Source organism: Stenotrophomonas hibiscicola ATCC 19867, from assembly GCF_000382065.1.
Classification (GTDB): domain Bacteria; phylum Pseudomonadota; class Gammaproteobacteria; order Xanthomonadales; family Xanthomonadaceae; genus Stenotrophomonas; species Stenotrophomonas hibiscicola.
In genome coordinates this window covers 327,180-341,645 of record NZ_KB907503.1, presented here as the reverse complement: position 1 = coordinate 341,645, position 14,466 = coordinate 327,180, and the positions used below count along the sequence as shown (strand labels likewise).

The following is a 14,466-nucleotide window of genomic DNA, read 5'->3' as shown; positions in this document are numbered from 1 at the left end:
GCCGCTGGCCGGCAACTGCAGGGTCTCGCCGACGGTTCATCGGGTTGCCGGCCAGCGACCGGCACTACCGGGGCATGGGCGGCCCACCCGGTTAGAATGCCCGCATGAAAATCGCCTCGTGGAACGTCAATTCGCTCAATGTCCGCCTGCCGCACCTGGAGCAGTGGCTCAGGGAGTTCGGCCCGGACATCGTCGGCATCCAGGAAACCAAGCTGGAGGACCACAAGTTCCCCGACTCTGCGCTGATCGCCGCCGGCTACCGCAGCGTGTTCGCCGGCCAGAAGACCTACAACGGCGTGGCGCTGCTGTCGCTTGAGCCTGCACAGGACGTGCAGATCGGCATTCCCGGCTTCGAGGACGAGCAGAAGCGCGTCATCGCCGGCACCTTCGGCGACCTGCGGGTGATCAACCTGTACGTGGTCAACGGCCAGGACATCGGTACCGACAAGTACGAGTACAAGCTGCGCTGGCTGGACGCGGTGCATGCGTGGATCGCGCAGGAACTGCAGCGGCACCCGAAGCTGATCGTGATGGGGGACTTCAACATTGCCCCGGACGCACGCGACGTGCACGACCCGGAGGTGTGGAACGACAACCACATCCTGACCTCCACCGCCGAGCGTGGCGCGCTCAACAAGCTGCTGCAGCTGGGGCTGCACGATGGCTTCCGCCTGCACAACGACGAGGCGGGTACCTTCAGCTGGTGGGATTACCGCGCCGCCGGCTTCCGCCGCAACCTGGGCCTGCGCATCGACCTGACCCTGGTTTCCGATGCGCTGAAGAGCGGTGCGGTGGCTTCGGGCATCGACCGCGAGCCGCGCACCTGGGAACGCCCGAGTGACCATGCGCCGGCCTGGGTGCAGTTGGGTTGAGTTGAGGTAGCGCTGGGCCATGCCCGGCGAGCGCAGCGGCGGCAGGGTGACGCCGGGCATGGCCCGGCGCTACCCCTTAGATCACCGTATGCTCTTGCGGGTGAACAGGTTGACGATCGCCAGCAGGATCACCGCGCCGATCAGCGAGAACAGGAAGGTGCGGATGGTGATCGCTTCGTTGATGCCGCCGCCGAACAGCCAGCCGGAAATCAGCGCGCCGACGATGCCGACCACGATGTTGAGGATGATGCCCTGCTGGGCATCGCGCTTCATGATGATGCTGGCCAGCCAGCCTACGATGCCGCCGACGATCAGCCAGATGATGATGCCCATGATCGAACCTCCGGTGGGAAACTGTGACCAGTTGACGCGCACGGCTGTGAACCCGTCGTGCAATTGCGTGATGGGCGCGTGCGGATGAGCCTGCCAGCCACCCTCGACGGCCCCTGGCGCTTCGGCCCGGTGACGGTCTGGCGCTGCCCGCACGTGCCGGGCCAGCGCGGTGAACCGCAGGCCCGGCAGGTACTGGCGCAGGCGCTGGGCACCGATCCGCAGACGCTGCCACTGGTCCGTGACGACAAGGGCCGGCCGGAGCTGAGCGGCCCGTTGGCCCACTACGGGACCGGCTGGAGCCACAGCGGTGAGGTGCTGCTGGTGGCGCTGGGCGAAGGCGTGCGGCTGGGCGTGGACCTGGAACTGCTGCGGCCGCGGCCGCGTCTTCTGGAAATCGTGCGGCGCTTCTTCCACCCGCAGGAGGTGGCCTGGCTGGAACGCCTGGACGAGGCCGACCGCGAGCACTGGTTCTTCCGCGTGTGGTGCGTCAAGGAGGCGATCCTGAAGGCGCACGGCCAGGGCATCTCGTTCGGCCTGCACCGCCTGCAGCTGGCGCCGGGGGCCGATGGCGCCCTGCACCTGCGCTGGTGCGACCTGGAACTGGGCGAGGCCGCGCGCTGGCACCTGCACGAATGGCAGGCCAGCGGCCAGTTCCGTGCGGCGTTGGCCTGGTATCCGCACTGAAGCGGGGAATCAGCGCGCAAAACCGGCGATAATGGCGGCATGAGCGAACACCCACTTCCCGCCAGCGTGGCTGCCACGCTGGAACAGGGCCTGGCCAGCATGGGCCTGGACGCCGCGCTGGCGCCGCCGCTGTTGCGCTACCTGGCCCTGCTGCACCGCTGGAACGGCACCTACAACCTCACCGCCATCCGCGACCCGCAGGAGATGGTTACCCGCCACCTGCTCGATTCGCTGGCGATGCAGCCGTTCGTGGCTGATGGCAGCCTGGCCGACCTCGGTACCGGCCCCGGGTTGCCCGGCATCCCGCTGGCGATCGCCTGCCCGGGCCTGCAGGTCACCCTGGTCGAGAGCAACGGCAAGAAGGCGCGCTTCATGCGCGAGGCCGTGCGCCAGCTCGGCCTGGGCAACGCCCGCGTGGCCGAATCGCGGGCCGAAGCGCTGGACGAGGCCGGTCGTTACGACCAGCTGACCGCGCGCGCAATGGATACCCTGGCCGGCATCGTCCGTGTCGGTGGCCATCTGCTGCGCCCCGGTGGCGTGCTGCTGGCCATGAAGGGCGTCTACCCGCATGAGGAGATCGCGGAACTGCCGGCTGGCTGGCAGGTGCGTGAGGTGACCCCGCTGAGCGTGCCCGGCCTGGCCGGCGAACGCCACCTGGTCACCGTTACAGGTCCCTGATTCCCGCCGCCAGCCCTTTGTGGAACAACGGGTTGGCGATCCACGATTTCCGCAAGGGGCCGGTTGTACGCATAATGACCGGTCCCAACCATCCGTCGACGAGGCACACCCGCATGGCCCGCATCATCGCCATCGCCAACCAGAAGGGTGGCGTCGGCAAGACCACGACCGCCGTCAACCTGGCCGCTTCCCTGGCCAACGCACCCAAGCGCGTGCTGTTGGTCGACCTGGACTCGCAGGGCAACGCGACCATGGGCAGCGGCGTGGACAAGCGTGAGCTGGCGGCCTCCACCTGCGATCTGCTGCTGGGCGAGAACAGCGCCGCCGATGTGCGCGTGCAGACCGCCGAAGGCTACGACCTGCTGCCGGGCAACATCGACCTGACCGCCGCCGAGATCCAGCTGATGGGCCAGAGCGAGCGCGAGCAGCGGCTGAAGCGCGCGCTGGCGCCGATCCGCGACGAGTACGACTACATCCTGATCGATTGCCCGCCGGCGCTGTCGCTGCTGACGCTCAACGCGCTGGCCGCCGCCGATTCGGTGATCGTGCCGATGCAGTGCGAGTACTACGCACTGGAAGGCCTGAGCGCGCTGGTGGAAACCATCGAAGCGCTGCGCACCAGCCTGAACCCCGCGCTGGAGATCGAAGGCGTGCTGCGCACCATGTTCGACGTGCGCAACAACCTGGCCAACGCAGTGTCGGCCGAGCTCACCGAGCACTTCGGCGACCGCGTGTTCCGCACCATCGTGCCGCGCAACGTGCGCCTGGCCGAGGCACCCAGCCATGGCCAGAGCATCGTCGGCTACGACCGCGCCTCGCGCGGTGGCGTGGCCTACCTGGGCCTGGCCGGCGAGATCATCCGCCGCAACAACGAACGCAACAAGGCCGGCAAGGCCGTGGAGACCGTCTGATGACCAGCAGCAAGCCGGCAGCCAAGAAGCGAGGCCTCGGCCGTGGCCTGGACGCGCTGCTGGGCCCGAAGGGCGCGGTCAGCCAGGTGCAGGCCACCACCGCGGTGATCGAGCCGCTGCCGGGTGAAGTGCTGCGCAAGTTGCCGGTCGGCCAGCTGCAGCCAGGCAAGTACCAGCCGCGCCGCGAGATGGACGAGGGCAAGCTGTCCGAGCTGGCCGACTCGATCAAGTCGCAGGGCGTGATCCAGCCGATCCTGGTGCGCCAGCTGCCGGCGGGCAACTACGAAATCGTCGCCGGTGAACGCCGCTGGCGCGCATCGCAGCTGGCCGGGCTGGACGAAGTGCCGGTGGTGGTGCGCGAGCTGGAAGACCGCACCGTCATCGCGATGGCGCTGATCGAGAACATCCAGCGTGAAGACCTCAACCCGCTGGAAGAAGCCGAGGCGCTGCAGCGCCTGATCAGCGAGTTCACCCTGACCCATGCCGAGGCCGCCGAGGCCGTCGGCCGCTCGCGCGCGGCGGTGTCCAACCTGCTGCGCCTGCTGGAGCTGCCGGTGGCGATCCGGCTGCTGCTGGAAACCCGCCGCCTGGAAATGGGCCACGCCCGCGCGCTGCTGACCCTGGCTCCCGAGCTGGCCGGCAAGCTGGCGCAGGAAGCGGCCGATGAAGGCTGGTCGGTGCGCGAGGTCGAGCGCCGTGCGCAGGCCTTCGCCGCCGGCAAGGTGCCGAGCAACCGCCCGGTGGCGACGCCGAAGGTGCAGCAGGCCGACATCGCCTCGCTGGAAACCGAACTGTCCGAAGCGCTGGGTGCCAAGGTGGCGATCAACCACGGCCGTGGCGGCAAGGGCAAGCTGATCATCCACTACACCGATCTGGACACCCTGGACGGCGTGCTGGAAAAGCTGCGTACGCGCCAGGGCTGAACCCGGCGCCACATCACGCCGGCCGACGCATCCCCGCGACGTCGGCCACGCCGATGGCAGCGGGGTGCTTTGATCGAGACCCGCGATGACCATCCTGCTTACCGGCGCTGCCGGCTTCATCGGTGCCTACACCGCCCGCGCGCTGCTGGAGGCCGGCCAGGCCGTGGTCGGTCTGGACAACTTCAACGATTACTACGACCCGCAGATCAAGCGTGACCGCGTGGCCGCGCTGTGCCCGGCGCTGGACCTGCGCACGCTGGACCTGACCGATAACGAAGGCCTGGCCGCGCTGTTCGACGAAGTGAAGCCGACCGCCGTGATCCATCTGGCTGCACAGGCCGGCGTGCGCTATTCGCTGGAAAACCCGCAGGCCTACGTCGACAGCAACCTGGTCGGCTTCGTCAACATGCTCGAGCTATGCCGCCACCGTGGCGTGCAGCACCTGGTGTATGCCTCCAGCAGTTCGGTGTATGGCGACTCGGCCACGCCGCCGTTCTCCGAGGACCAGCGCGTGGACCAGCCGCGCTCGCTGTACGCGGCGACCAAGGCGGCCAACGAGCTGATGGCCTACACCTACGCACAGCTGTACGGCCTGCATGCCACCGGGCTGCGATTCTTCACCGTGTATGGCCCGTGGGGCCGGCCGGACATGGCACCGCTGCTGTTCTCGCGCGCGGTGCTGGCCGGTCGGCCGATCGACGTGTTCAACGAAGGCCGCATGCAGCGCGATTTCACACATGTCTCCGACATCGTGTCCGGTATCCTCGGCGCCCTCGCGCATCCGGCCGACGGCCCGGTGCCGCACCGGGTGTTCAACCTCGGCAACCATACGCCGGTCGAGCTGGAGCGCTTCATCAGCGTGATCGAGCAGGCGGCCGGCCGCCCTGCGCAGAAGGTCTACAAGCCCATGCAGCCGGGCGACATGGTGCGCACGATGGCCGATACCCGGCGCGCACATGACGCTTTCGGCTTCGATGCGGTGACCCCGATCGAACAAGGCCTGCCGCCTGTGGTGCTGTGGTGCCGCGAGTATTTTGGCGATCGCGCCTGAGGACGGATCCTCACGCCGCCGGGTTCATCTTCGGATAACCTCGGTTTCGGAGAATGCGCGGTCTTTGTCCCCCCTTTGGCCGAGTGCCTTATGAGCCAACCCGAGCTTTCCGTTGTCGTCCCGGTGTTCAACGAGCGCGACAATGTTGCCCCGCTGGTCGCCGAAATCACCGCTGCGCTGCGTGGCCGACTGCCGTTCGAGATCGTCTACATCGACGACCACTCGCGTGATGACACCTTGGCGGTGCTGCAGGGGCTGAAGGCAACCACCCCGGAACTGCGCGTGCTGCACCATGTGAACCAGAGCGGGCAGAGCACGGCGGTGCGCACCGGCGTCAAGCATGCGCGGGCGCCGTGGATCGCGACCCTGGATGGCGATGGCCAGAACGATCCGGCCGATATTCCCAAGCTGCTCGCCGCACGCGACGCCGCCGACGCGCAGGTGAAGCTGTTCGCCGGTTGGCGCGTCAACCGGCAGGACAGCAGCAGCAAGCGCTGGGCCAGTCGCTGGGCCAATGCCATCCGTGCGCGCATGCTGCGCGACGACACCCCCGACACCGGTTGCGGCATCAAGCTGTTCGAACGCAGCGCGTTCCTCGACCTGCCGTATTTCGACCACATGCACCGCTATCTGCCGGCGCTGATGCAGCGCGCCGGCTGGAAGACCACGAGTGTGCCGGTCAACCACCGCCACCGCACCGCTGGCGTGTCCAAGTACAACAACCTCGGCCGTGCGCTGGTCGGCATCCGCGATCTGCGTGGCGTGGCCTGGCTGATCACCCGAAGCAAGCGCACCGCGGTGGAGGAGCGCTGATGGATCTGGAGCTTCACTGGCTGGATCAGCCCTTGACCTGGCTGTACTGGACCGGCCTGCATGTAACCGGCTGGAAGCTGATCGGTTACACCGGCGCACTGATGTTCGGCGGCCGCTGGCTGGTCCAGTTCATCGCGTCCAAGCGTGCCGGCAAGCCCGTCATCCCGCGCCTGTTCTGGTACATGAGCGTGCTCGGCAGCCTGATGACGCTGAGCTACTTCCTGTTCTCGGCCAAGCAGGACTCGGTGGGTGTGCTGCAGAACCTGTTCCCGGCGTTCACCGCGCTGTACAGCCTGCACCTGGACATCAAGCACCGCGGCTGGAAGCGCGACAAGGCCAGCCACTGAGGCCTGCGGGGTGCCTGCCATGGGTAGAGTTGACTGTCAGTCGACTTTCGCGCGGAGCGCGGGCTTTGCTGCATGTGGCGGAAGAGCAGCCGACTGACAGTCGGCTCTACCACGCGCCTGCGGCGCTGGGGCCCCGGCCTGCGGGCGGTTCCCGGTCCTGCCTGCTGCGCAGGCAGGACCTTCGTCCCATGCCTTGGACCGTGGGCGGTGCCATGATCGGGGTCTGCCTTCCCGGGAACCTGTGCTCGTGAAAACCCGTCTTGCCGTTGCCCTGCTGCTCGCCCTGTCCGCCCCCGCTGTGGCGCTGGCTGCACCGCCCGCCACCGCCGCGCCGGCCAGCGTGGCCGCCGAATCGCCCGCCGACGCTGCCTTCCGCGCGCTGTACGAGAAGGAATGGAAGTGGCGCCAGGATGGCGGCGGCGAGGCCAGCGAGGACGAGGACGCCCCGGCCAATGCCACCCGCATGCCCGACGTCGGCCCGGCCGCGCAGCAGGCGCGCCTGAAGGTGTGGGACGAGACTCTCGCCGCGCTGAAGAAGATCGACCCGAAGACCCTGTCGCCCGACAACCAGGTCAACTACGCGATCTACCGCGACCAGGTGTTCAACCTCGCCGAAGAGGTGCGCCTGCGCGGCTACGAGATGCCGTTCAACGCCGACTCCTCGTTCTGGTCCAACCTGTCCTTCATGGCCCGGCGCGAGATGAAGACCGTGCAGGACTACCAGAACTACATCGCACGGCTGAACGATGTGCCGCGCTATTTCGGGCAGCAGACAGAGAACATGCGCGCCGGCCTGAAGCGTGGCTTCAGCGTGCCGCGCGCGGTGCTCGATGGCCGCGAGGTGTCCATCGCCACCGTCGCCGAGTTGAAGGACCCGACCGAGTCGCCACTGTACGCGCCGTTCAAGAAGCTGCCCAACACCGTTCCGGCGGCCGAACGGGCCAGGCTGCAGGCGCAGGCGCGTGAAGCGATCAGTGGCAAGGTGGTGCCCGCGTTCCAGCAGCTGCGCACCTTCTTCGTCAACGAGTACGTGCCGCAGGCGCGCACCACCCTGGCCGCCGAAGCGATGCCCGACGGCAAGGCGTACTACAAGCAGCAGATCCACGAATACACCACGCTGGACCTGTCGCCGGACGAGATCCACCGCATCGGCCTGGATGAAGTCGCACGCATCCAGAAGGAAATGAACGACATCATCAAGCAGGTGAAGTTCAAGGGCAGCTTCGCCGAATTCCTGACCTTCCTGCGTACCGACCCGCAGTTCTACGCCAAGACGCCGGAGGAGCTGCTGTCGCGTGCCGCGTGGATCTCCAAGCGCGCCGATGGCCAGCTTGGCAAGTACATGACATTGCCGCGTGCGCGCTTCACCATCGTGCCGGTGCCGCCGGACATCGCGCCGTTCTGGACCGCTGGCCGCGGTGGCATGGGCACCTACTGGCTCAACACCTACAACCTGCCGTCGCGCCCGCTGTACAACCTGCCGGCACTGACGCTGCATGAGTCGGATCCGGGCCACGCGCTGCAGGGTGCCATCGCCGCCGAACAGAAGAACCTGCCCGAGTTCCGCCGCAACGCCTACATCTCCGCCTATGGCGAGGGTTGGGCGCTGTACTGCGAGAAGCTGGGCGTGGAAATGGGCATCTACGAAACCCCGTACGAGGATTTCGGCCGCCTGACCTACGAGATGTGGCGCGCCGCGCGCCTGGTGATCGACACCGGCGTGCACAGCAAGGGCTGGACCCGCGAGCAGGCGTTGGCCTACCTGCGTGACCACACCGCGCTGAGCGAGCATGAAGTGACCACCGAAGTGGACCGCTACATTTCCTGGCCGGGCCAGGCGCTGAGCTACAAGCTGGGCGAGATCGCCATCGTGCGCCTGCGTGCGCAGGCCGAGAAGGAGCTGGGCGAAAAGTTCGACATCAAGGGTTTCCACGACACCCTGCTCAAGCAGGGCTCGGTGCCGCTGCCGGTGCTGGAACAGCAGATCCAGGCCTACATCGCCGAACGCAAGAAGGCCTGACCCGACGCGTCGCCGGGCATGGCCCGGCGCTACCAGAATGCGCGGTGGTAGCGCCGGGCCATGCCCGGCGAGCGTGATGCGATCGGGTCAGAGCCCCGCCCGAAGGGCGGGGCTCCGACCCCCTCTCACCTCACCCCACCGCCCGCGGCTTGGCCACGCGCGCGGCAAACGTCGGCAGCACCAGCAGGGTCAGCACGGTGGCGGTGATCAGGCCACCGATCACCACCGTCGCCAGCGGCTTCTGCACCTCCGCACCGGAACCGCTGGCAATCGCCATCGGAATGAAGCCGACGATCGCTACCAGCGCCGTGATCAGCACCGCGCGGATGCGGCTGGAGGCACCGTTGATCGCCGCCTGCAGCGGCAGGTCGCCGGCGTCGAGGCGCTCGCGGATCGCCTGCATCAACACCAAGCCGTTCAAGGTCGCCACGCCGGAGACGGCGATGAAGCCAACCGCCGCCGATACCGAGAACGGCATGCCACGCAGCAGCAGCGCGAGGATGCCGCCGACCAGCGCCAACGGCACGCAGCTGAACACCAGAATGGCTTCCTTGCCGCTGCGCAGCGCCATGAACAGCAGACTGCCGATCAGCAGGAACACCACCGGTACCACCGTCGCCAGCCGCTTCTCCGCGCGCTGCAGGTTCTCGAACTGACCGCCCCAGGTCAGGTAGGCACCCGGCGGCAGCGCCACGTCGGCCACCGCGGCCTGTGCCTCGCCGACGAAGCCGCCCAGGTCGCGGCCACGCACATTGGCCTGCACCACCACACGGCGGCTGCCATTGTTGCGGCTGATCTGGTTCGGCCCTTCGCTCACCGTGATGCGCGCCACCGACGACAGCGGAATCACCAGCCCTGACGGCGTGGCGATCGGCAGTGACGCGAGCTGGTCCGGATCGTTGCGCGAGGCATCGTCCAGGCGCACCACCACGTTGAAGCGGCGATCACCTTCGAAGATCTTGCCGGCCGCAGTGCCGCCAATGCCGGTGGACAGCGCATCACTCACGTCCGCGGCGGTCAGCCCGTACTGCGCCGCCGCCACGTGGTCGATCGCTACGTTGAGCGTAGGCAGGCCGGAGATCTGTTCCACCCGCACGTCGGCCGCGCCGTTCACCGCGCGCAGCTTCAACGCCACCTGGTCGGCCACCTTCTGCAGCTGGCTGAAGTCATCGCCGAAGATCATTACGGCCAGGTCGGTACGCACGCCGGAAATCAGCTCGTTGAAGCGCAGCTCGATTGGCTGGCTGAACTCGAAGCTGTTGCCCAGCTGCTGCCCGGCCAGTTTCTCGAAGCGCGCCACCAGGGCTTCCTTGTCCAGCTTCGGATCGGGCCAGTCCTTGCGCGGCTTCAGCACGATCACGCTGTCGGAGATATTGGTCGGCATCGGATCGATCGCCGCCTCGGCGGTACCGGTACGCGAGAACACGGTTTCCACTTCCGGCTGCTTGGCAATCACCTTCTCCAACGCCAGTTGCATGGCCAGTGACTGCTCCAGCGACGTCGATGGCACGCGCAGGGCCTGCATCGCCACGTTGCCTTCGTCCAGCGTCGGCATGAACTCGCGGCCCAGCAGCCAGAACGAGCCGATGCCCACCACCACCATCATCACCGCACTGGCCACTACCGTGCGCGGATGCGCCACGGCCTTGCGGATCACCGGCTCGATGCGCGCACGCAGCACGCGTATCAGCCTGGTCTCGTGCTCGCCGTCGTCCGCATGCGCATCGCCTTCCTTCACCTTGGGCTCGCGCACCAGCAGCGCCGTCATCGCCGGCACGAAGGTGAAGGAGAACAGGAAGGCACCCACCAGGGCCAGCATGAAGGTCGCCGCCATCGGGTGGAACGTCTTGCCCTCCACGCCTTCCAGGGTGAGGATCGGTGCGAACACCAGCAGGATGATCAGCTGGCCGAACGCCGCCGGTCGCGCCATCTTCATTGCCGAATCGGCGGCCACGCGCAGCCGTTCCATCGCGGTCAACGCACGGCCCAGTTCGGCGCGGCGCTGGCCCAGCATCAGCAGGGTCGACTCGACCACGATCACCGCGCCATCCACCAGGATGCCGAAGTCCAACGCACCCAGGCTCATCAGGTTGCCGCTGATGCCGAAGCGGTTCATGCCGATCACTGCGAACAGGAACGACAGCGGGATCACCAGCGCGGTGATCGTCGCCGCACGCAGGTTGCCCAGCAGCAGGAACAGCACCACCACCACCAGCAGTGCGCCCTCGGTGAGGTTCCTGGCCACGGTCTTGATGGTGGAATTGACCAGCACGCTGCGGTCCAGCACCGGTGCCGCCACGATGTCGGCCGGCAGCGATTTGTTCACCTGTTCCAGGCGCGCCGCAGCGGCCTGCGCCACGGTGCGGCTGTTGCCACCGGCGATCATCAGCGCGGTACCCAGCACGGCTTCATGGCCATTGCGGCTGGCCGCACCCAGGCGCGGCGCGCGGCTCAGGTCGACGTCGGCCACATCGGCCACGCGCACCACCACGCCATTGCGGGTGGCCACCGGCGCCTGCGCCAGGTCGTCGGTGGTCAGCGCCAGGCCGTCGGCACGTACCACCAGGCCCTCGCCGGCACGCTGCACGAAACCGGCACCGGCCTGCACGTTGGAACGCTGCAGGGCAGTGACCAGGTCGGCCAGGCCGAGGCCGTGCGCGGCCAGCTTGGCACTGTCCGGATGCACGCCGTATTCCTTGACGTAGCCACCGACCGTATCGACGCCGGCCAGCCCCGGACTGGAACGCATCTGCGGCGCGATGATCCAGTCCTGCACGGTGCGCAGGTAGGTCGCGCGTTCCTCCGACGTGCGCAGCAGGTTGCCTTCCGGTGTGCGGTAGACCTCACCGGCCTGCCAGCCGGCTTCACCGGGCTTGGCCAGCTTGGCTGGGTCGAACGTGGTGAAGTCCACCGTCCACATCAGCACTTCACCGAGGCCGGTGGTGACCGGCGACAGCATCGGTGATGCACCATCGGGCAGGTCTTCCGACGCTTCGCGCATGCGCTCGGCTACCTGCTGGCGGGCGAAGTAGATGTCCGTGGCATCGGTGAAGATCGCGGTGACCTGCGAGAAGCCATTGCGCGACAGCGAACGGGTGGTGGTCAGGCCGGGAATGCCGGCCAGCGCGGTTTCCAGCGGGTAGGTCACCTGCCGCTCGATCTGCTCCGGGGTCAGCGCCGGCGCCACCGTGTTGATCTGTACCTGGCGATTGGTGATGTCCGGCACCGCGTCGATCGGCAGCTTGCCGAGCTGGAACAGGCCCACGGCGGCGATCAGCGCGGCCATGAACACCACCAGCCAGCGGTGGCGCACCGCTGTTTCAATGATCAGCTTGAACATGGTCGCCTCCTCAGTGGCCGTGCTCGGCTTCGCCCTTGGCCAGTTCGGCCTTGAGCAGGAAGGCGTTGGCACCGACGATGCGCTCGTTGCCGGTCAGCCCACCGAGGATCTCGATACGGTCGCCGGCGCGACGCCCGGCCAGTACCGGCTGCGCCTTGAAGCCGCCTTCGACGGCGACGAACACCGCGCTGCTGCCATCGACGTTCTGCACCGCATCAGCGGGCACGCTGAGCGAACCGTCCTGGCCTTCGGTGACCACCACGGCTGACACCGGCGAACCGGCCGGCGGCAGTGGCGCATCGACCGGCGTGGCGCGGATCACCGCGACGCCCCCCTGCTGGCGGACATCGGCGGCCGAGCCGGTGACGGTGGCGGTGAAGCTGCCCCCCGGCACACTCACTTCCAGCTTCATGCCCGGCGTGACCTGTGCAGCCAGCGCCGGCGGTGCGGTGAACACCAGCTCGTTCATCGACGGGTCGGCGACATCGGCGACTGCACTGCCGGCGGCGACCACACCGCCCGGAGTGACCTGCACGTTACCGACGATGCCGGCCACCGGGCTGGTGATGCGCACGCGGCCACTGGCATCGGGCGCGCCGTTGGCGGCGGCCTGGGCCTGCGCGGCAGCGGCCTGGGCCTGTGCCGCCAGCGAACGTGCGCGCGAGGCTTCCATCTCCTGGCGCGCGACCACGCCCTGGTCGACCAGCGCCTTGTCGCGGCCATAGGCCAGGCGCGCGGCCTCGGCTTCGGCCGAGGCGGCCAGCGCATTGGCACGGAACACCGCCGCTTCGCCACTGACCACGATGGCCAGGGCCTGGTTCTGCTTCACTGCGGTGCCCGGTGCGACCAGCACGCGTTCGACGCGGCCGGTAACGGTCGACGCCACCGAGGCACGTGCGCCCACCGACGGCTCGACGCGGCCGGACAGGCGCGTCGAGCCACCGCCACCGCGGCCGATGGCGACCACCTCGATACCGGACGCCTTGATCTGCTCCGGGGTCAGCGGCACCACGCCTTCGTCGGCGCCAGCCGGCGCCTTGGCGGCTTCCGCCTTGGCTTCCTTGCTGCCGGGCGCGTGGCCATGGCCGTCGTCGGTGCCGGCCTTGGCCGCAGCGGGTTCTTCATTGGCAGGCGTCTGCGCGTTGCCGGCGCAGCCGGCCAGCAGCGCGGTCAGCAAGAGGCCGCCGATCAGCGGAAAAGTACGGGAGAGAGTCATGGGGCCTCCACAAAGGGCGCGCGCCCTTCCAGGCGGGCAAGATCGATTTCCGCGCCGACGCGCGACAGGCGCGCATCCACGGCGGCGGCGCGGGCGGCGATAAGGGCGCTGCGCGTGCTGCGCAGTTCCAGCTGCGAGATGCGTCCGGCGTCGAAGCCGATGCGGGCCAAGCGATACGCCTCTTCGGCGGCGACCACGCTTTCATCGGCGGCGCGGGTGCGGCTGCCGGCCGCCTTCAGTCCGGCCACGGCGGAGAGGCGTGCGGCCTCGCTGTCGCGGCGCTGCTGGTCCAGGCGTGCTTCGGCTGCGCGCTGGTCGGCATTGGCGGCGCGTATGCCCCCGCGGTTGCGGTCGAACAGCGGGATGCTGAGGCTGAGCCCGAGGTTGTAGGCACGCTCGCCGCCTTCGCGGAAGCGGGTCTGTGCGGCGGTGACGCTGAGGTCGGGCAGGGCGCGCTTGCGCTCCACGTCGACCAGCTTGCTCGCCGCATCGGCTTCGGCTTCGGCAATGCGCACTGCCAGTGCGGTATCGGTGGCACCGCGCGGCAGCGGCGGTGCGCGGTCGAGCAGGCTGTTGTCGATCGACTGCACCGGCGCATCCAGCAGCGCGGTGCCGGCCAGGCGGGCCAGCGCGGCATCGCGGAACGCCTGTGCTTCATCCAGCGACGCCATGGCATTGGCTACTTCGCTCTGCGCTTGCACCGCGCGCAGCTGTGGTTCGCGGCCCTGCTTGACCATGGCGTTGACGGCGTTGGCGTCATCGCGGGTCAGTGACAGTGCTTCCTCGGCCAGGGTGTAGCGGCGCAGTGCACTTTCCGCCTGTGCATAGACCACCGCCAGCTGGCTGGCCACGTCGCTGCGACTCTGCGCGCCACGCAGGTTGGCCGCCTGGGCCTCGGCACGGGCGGCACGAACGCGCGCGCCACGCTGGCCCCAGACCTCCAGCGGCTGGGACAGGGTGAGTACGGTGTCGGCCTTGCCCATGCCGCGGTATGTGCCGGAGCCCCAGGCGTTTTCGGCCGACCAGGAAAGGGAGGGATTGGGTAGCGCACGGGCCTGGTCGGCGCGCGCATCGGCGGCCTCGGCCAGTGCCGTGCCCACACGAGTGCCGGGCAGCTGGTCCAGGCGTTCAAGCAGGGTGTCGTAGGAGGGGGCGGCTTGCGCCATCACCGATGCCGCCGGGGCCAGGCCCAGCAACACGGCGACGACCAGCCCGGCCGCACGCGGCGACCGAGGTGTCAGGATCGACATAGGGGGATTCCGGTTGTGAGTGAAACGG

At 68.4% G+C, this 14,466-nt stretch carries 13 protein-coding genes; 9 read left to right on the top strand and 4 right to left on the bottom strand.

The genetic code is table 11. From position 1 onward, the window contains the following. Nucleotides 1-104 precede the first annotated feature (104 nt). Nucleotides 105-872 carry an exodeoxyribonuclease III gene (xth, locus tag G370_RS0117510; RefSeq protein WP_019661753.1) on the top strand — a complete coding sequence of 256 codons (768 nt, stop codon included), beginning with the start codon at nucleotides 105-107 and terminating at the stop codon, nucleotides 870-872. An 81-nt stretch (nucleotides 873-953) separates the two neighbouring features. Here the strand turns inward: xth and G370_RS0117505 are convergent, their stop codons facing one another. Further along, entirely contained in the window at nucleotides 954-1,205 is a 252-nt protein-coding gene (locus G370_RS0117505; protein WP_005411656.1) for a GlsB/YeaQ/YmgE family stress response membrane protein, read from the bottom strand. An 84-nt stretch (nucleotides 1,206-1,289) separates the two neighbouring features. Here G370_RS0117505 and G370_RS0117500 point away from each other — a divergent pair, with 84 nt between their 5' ends. The 8 genes from G370_RS0117500 to G370_RS0117465 all read left to right on the top strand — a co-directional run bounded on the left by G370_RS0117500 (nucleotide 1,290) and on the right by G370_RS0117465 (nucleotide 8,632). Further along, nucleotides 1,290-1,889 (top strand): 4'-phosphopantetheinyl transferase family protein, encoded by a 600-nt coding sequence (locus G370_RS0117500; RefSeq protein WP_019661752.1) that lies wholly within the window; start codon nucleotides 1,290-1,292, stop codon nucleotides 1,887-1,889. A 39-nt stretch (nucleotides 1,890-1,928) separates the two neighbouring features. Further along, a complete protein-coding gene (gene rsmG / locus G370_RS0117495) occupies nucleotides 1,929-2,567 on the top strand; it encodes a 16S rRNA (guanine(527)-N(7))-methyltransferase RsmG (RefSeq protein ID WP_012481632.1) in 639 nt (212 codons plus the stop codon). Between the two features lie 113 nt (nucleotides 2,568-2,680). After that, entirely contained in the window at nucleotides 2,681-3,478 is a 798-nt protein-coding gene (locus G370_RS0117490; RefSeq protein WP_019661751.1) for a ParA family protein, read from the top strand. Further along, complete coding sequence (locus tag G370_RS0117485; RefSeq protein ID WP_005411652.1) at nucleotides 3,478-4,401, top strand: ParB/RepB/Spo0J family partition protein; 924 nt, start codon at nucleotides 3,478-3,480, stop codon at nucleotides 4,399-4,401. The genes G370_RS0117490 and G370_RS0117485 overlap by 1 nt, the downstream gene beginning before the upstream one ends. Before the next feature lie 85 nt (nucleotides 4,402-4,486). Then, nucleotides 4,487-5,452: an NAD-dependent epimerase/dehydratase family protein gene (locus G370_RS0117480; RefSeq protein ID WP_019661750.1), complete on the top strand. Its 966-nt coding sequence runs from the start codon at nucleotides 4,487-4,489 to the stop codon at nucleotides 5,450-5,452. Nucleotides 5,453-5,542: 90 nt separating this feature from the next. Further along, entirely contained in the window at nucleotides 5,543-6,265 is a 723-nt protein-coding gene (locus G370_RS0117475; RefSeq protein WP_019661749.1) for a glycosyltransferase family 2 protein, read from the top strand. Then, the gene (locus tag G370_RS0117470) at nucleotides 6,265-6,612 is read left to right on the top strand and encodes a lipid-A-disaccharide synthase N-terminal domain-containing protein (protein WP_019661748.1); all 348 of its coding nucleotides are present in this window, start codon (nucleotides 6,265-6,267) and stop codon (nucleotides 6,610-6,612) included. The genes G370_RS0117475 and G370_RS0117470 overlap by 1 nt, the downstream gene beginning before the upstream one ends. A 247-nt stretch (nucleotides 6,613-6,859) precedes the next feature. Then, nucleotides 6,860-8,632, top strand: coding sequence for a DUF885 domain-containing protein (locus G370_RS0117465; protein WP_026347226.1), 1,773 nt, complete (start codon nucleotides 6,860-6,862; stop codon nucleotides 8,630-8,632). 130 nt (nucleotides 8,633-8,762) lie between these two features. Here G370_RS0117465 and G370_RS0117460 read toward each other — a convergent pair whose 3' ends face one another. The 3 genes from G370_RS0117460 to G370_RS0117450 are packed head-to-tail and all read right to left on the bottom strand — an operon-like array spanning nucleotide 8,763 to nucleotide 14,438. After that, nucleotides 8,763-11,972 (bottom strand): efflux RND transporter permease subunit, encoded by a 3,210-nt coding sequence (locus tag G370_RS0117460; RefSeq protein ID WP_019661746.1) that lies wholly within the window; start codon nucleotides 11,970-11,972, stop codon nucleotides 8,763-8,765. Between the two features lie 10 nt (nucleotides 11,973-11,982). Next, nucleotides 11,983-13,188, bottom strand: a complete 1,206-nt coding sequence (locus G370_RS0117455; protein ID WP_019661745.1) for an efflux RND transporter periplasmic adaptor subunit — start codon at nucleotides 13,186-13,188, stop codon at nucleotides 11,983-11,985. Beyond that, complete coding sequence (locus G370_RS0117450) at nucleotides 13,185-14,438, bottom strand: TolC family protein (RefSeq protein WP_019661744.1); 1,254 nt, start codon at nucleotides 14,436-14,438, stop codon at nucleotides 13,185-13,187. Before G370_RS0117450 ends, G370_RS0117455 begins: the two co-directional genes overlap by 4 nt. Nucleotides 14,439-14,466: the final 28 nt, after the last annotated feature.

What these genes read in the sequence shown, in the direction of transcription:
- xth (WP_019661753.1), top strand. Translation starts at nt 105, where the DNA reads ATGAAAATCGCCTCGTGGAACGTCAATTCGCTCAATGTCCGCCTGCCG.
- G370_RS0117505 (WP_005411656.1), bottom strand. Translation starts at nt 1,205, where the DNA reads ATGGGCATCATCATCTGGCTGATCGTCGGCGGCATCGTAGGCTGGCTG.
- G370_RS0117500 (WP_019661752.1), top strand. Translation starts at nt 1,290, where the DNA reads ATGAGCCTGCCAGCCACCCTCGACGGCCCCTGGCGCTTCGGCCCGGTG.
- rsmG (WP_012481632.1), top strand. Translation starts at nt 1,929, where the DNA reads ATGAGCGAACACCCACTTCCCGCCAGCGTGGCTGCCACGCTGGAACAG.
- G370_RS0117490 (WP_019661751.1), top strand. Translation starts at nt 2,681, where the DNA reads ATGGCCCGCATCATCGCCATCGCCAACCAGAAGGGTGGCGTCGGCAAG.
- G370_RS0117485 (WP_005411652.1), top strand. Translation starts at nt 3,478, where the DNA reads ATGACCAGCAGCAAGCCGGCAGCCAAGAAGCGAGGCCTCGGCCGTGGC.
- G370_RS0117480 (WP_019661750.1), top strand. Translation starts at nt 4,487, where the DNA reads ATGACCATCCTGCTTACCGGCGCTGCCGGCTTCATCGGTGCCTACACC.
- G370_RS0117475 (WP_019661749.1), top strand. Translation starts at nt 5,543, where the DNA reads ATGAGCCAACCCGAGCTTTCCGTTGTCGTCCCGGTGTTCAACGAGCGC.
- G370_RS0117470 (WP_019661748.1), top strand. Translation starts at nt 6,265, where the DNA reads ATGGATCTGGAGCTTCACTGGCTGGATCAGCCCTTGACCTGGCTGTAC.
- G370_RS0117460 (WP_019661746.1), bottom strand. Translation starts at nt 11,972, where the DNA reads ATGTTCAAGCTGATCATTGAAACAGCGGTGCGCCACCGCTGGCTGGTG.
- G370_RS0117455 (WP_019661745.1), bottom strand. Translation starts at nt 13,188, where the DNA reads ATGACTCTCTCCCGTACTTTTCCGCTGATCGGCGGCCTCTTGCTGACC.
- G370_RS0117450 (WP_019661744.1), bottom strand. Translation starts at nt 14,438, where the DNA reads ATGTCGATCCTGACACCTCGGTCGCCGCGTGCGGCCGGGCTGGTCGTC.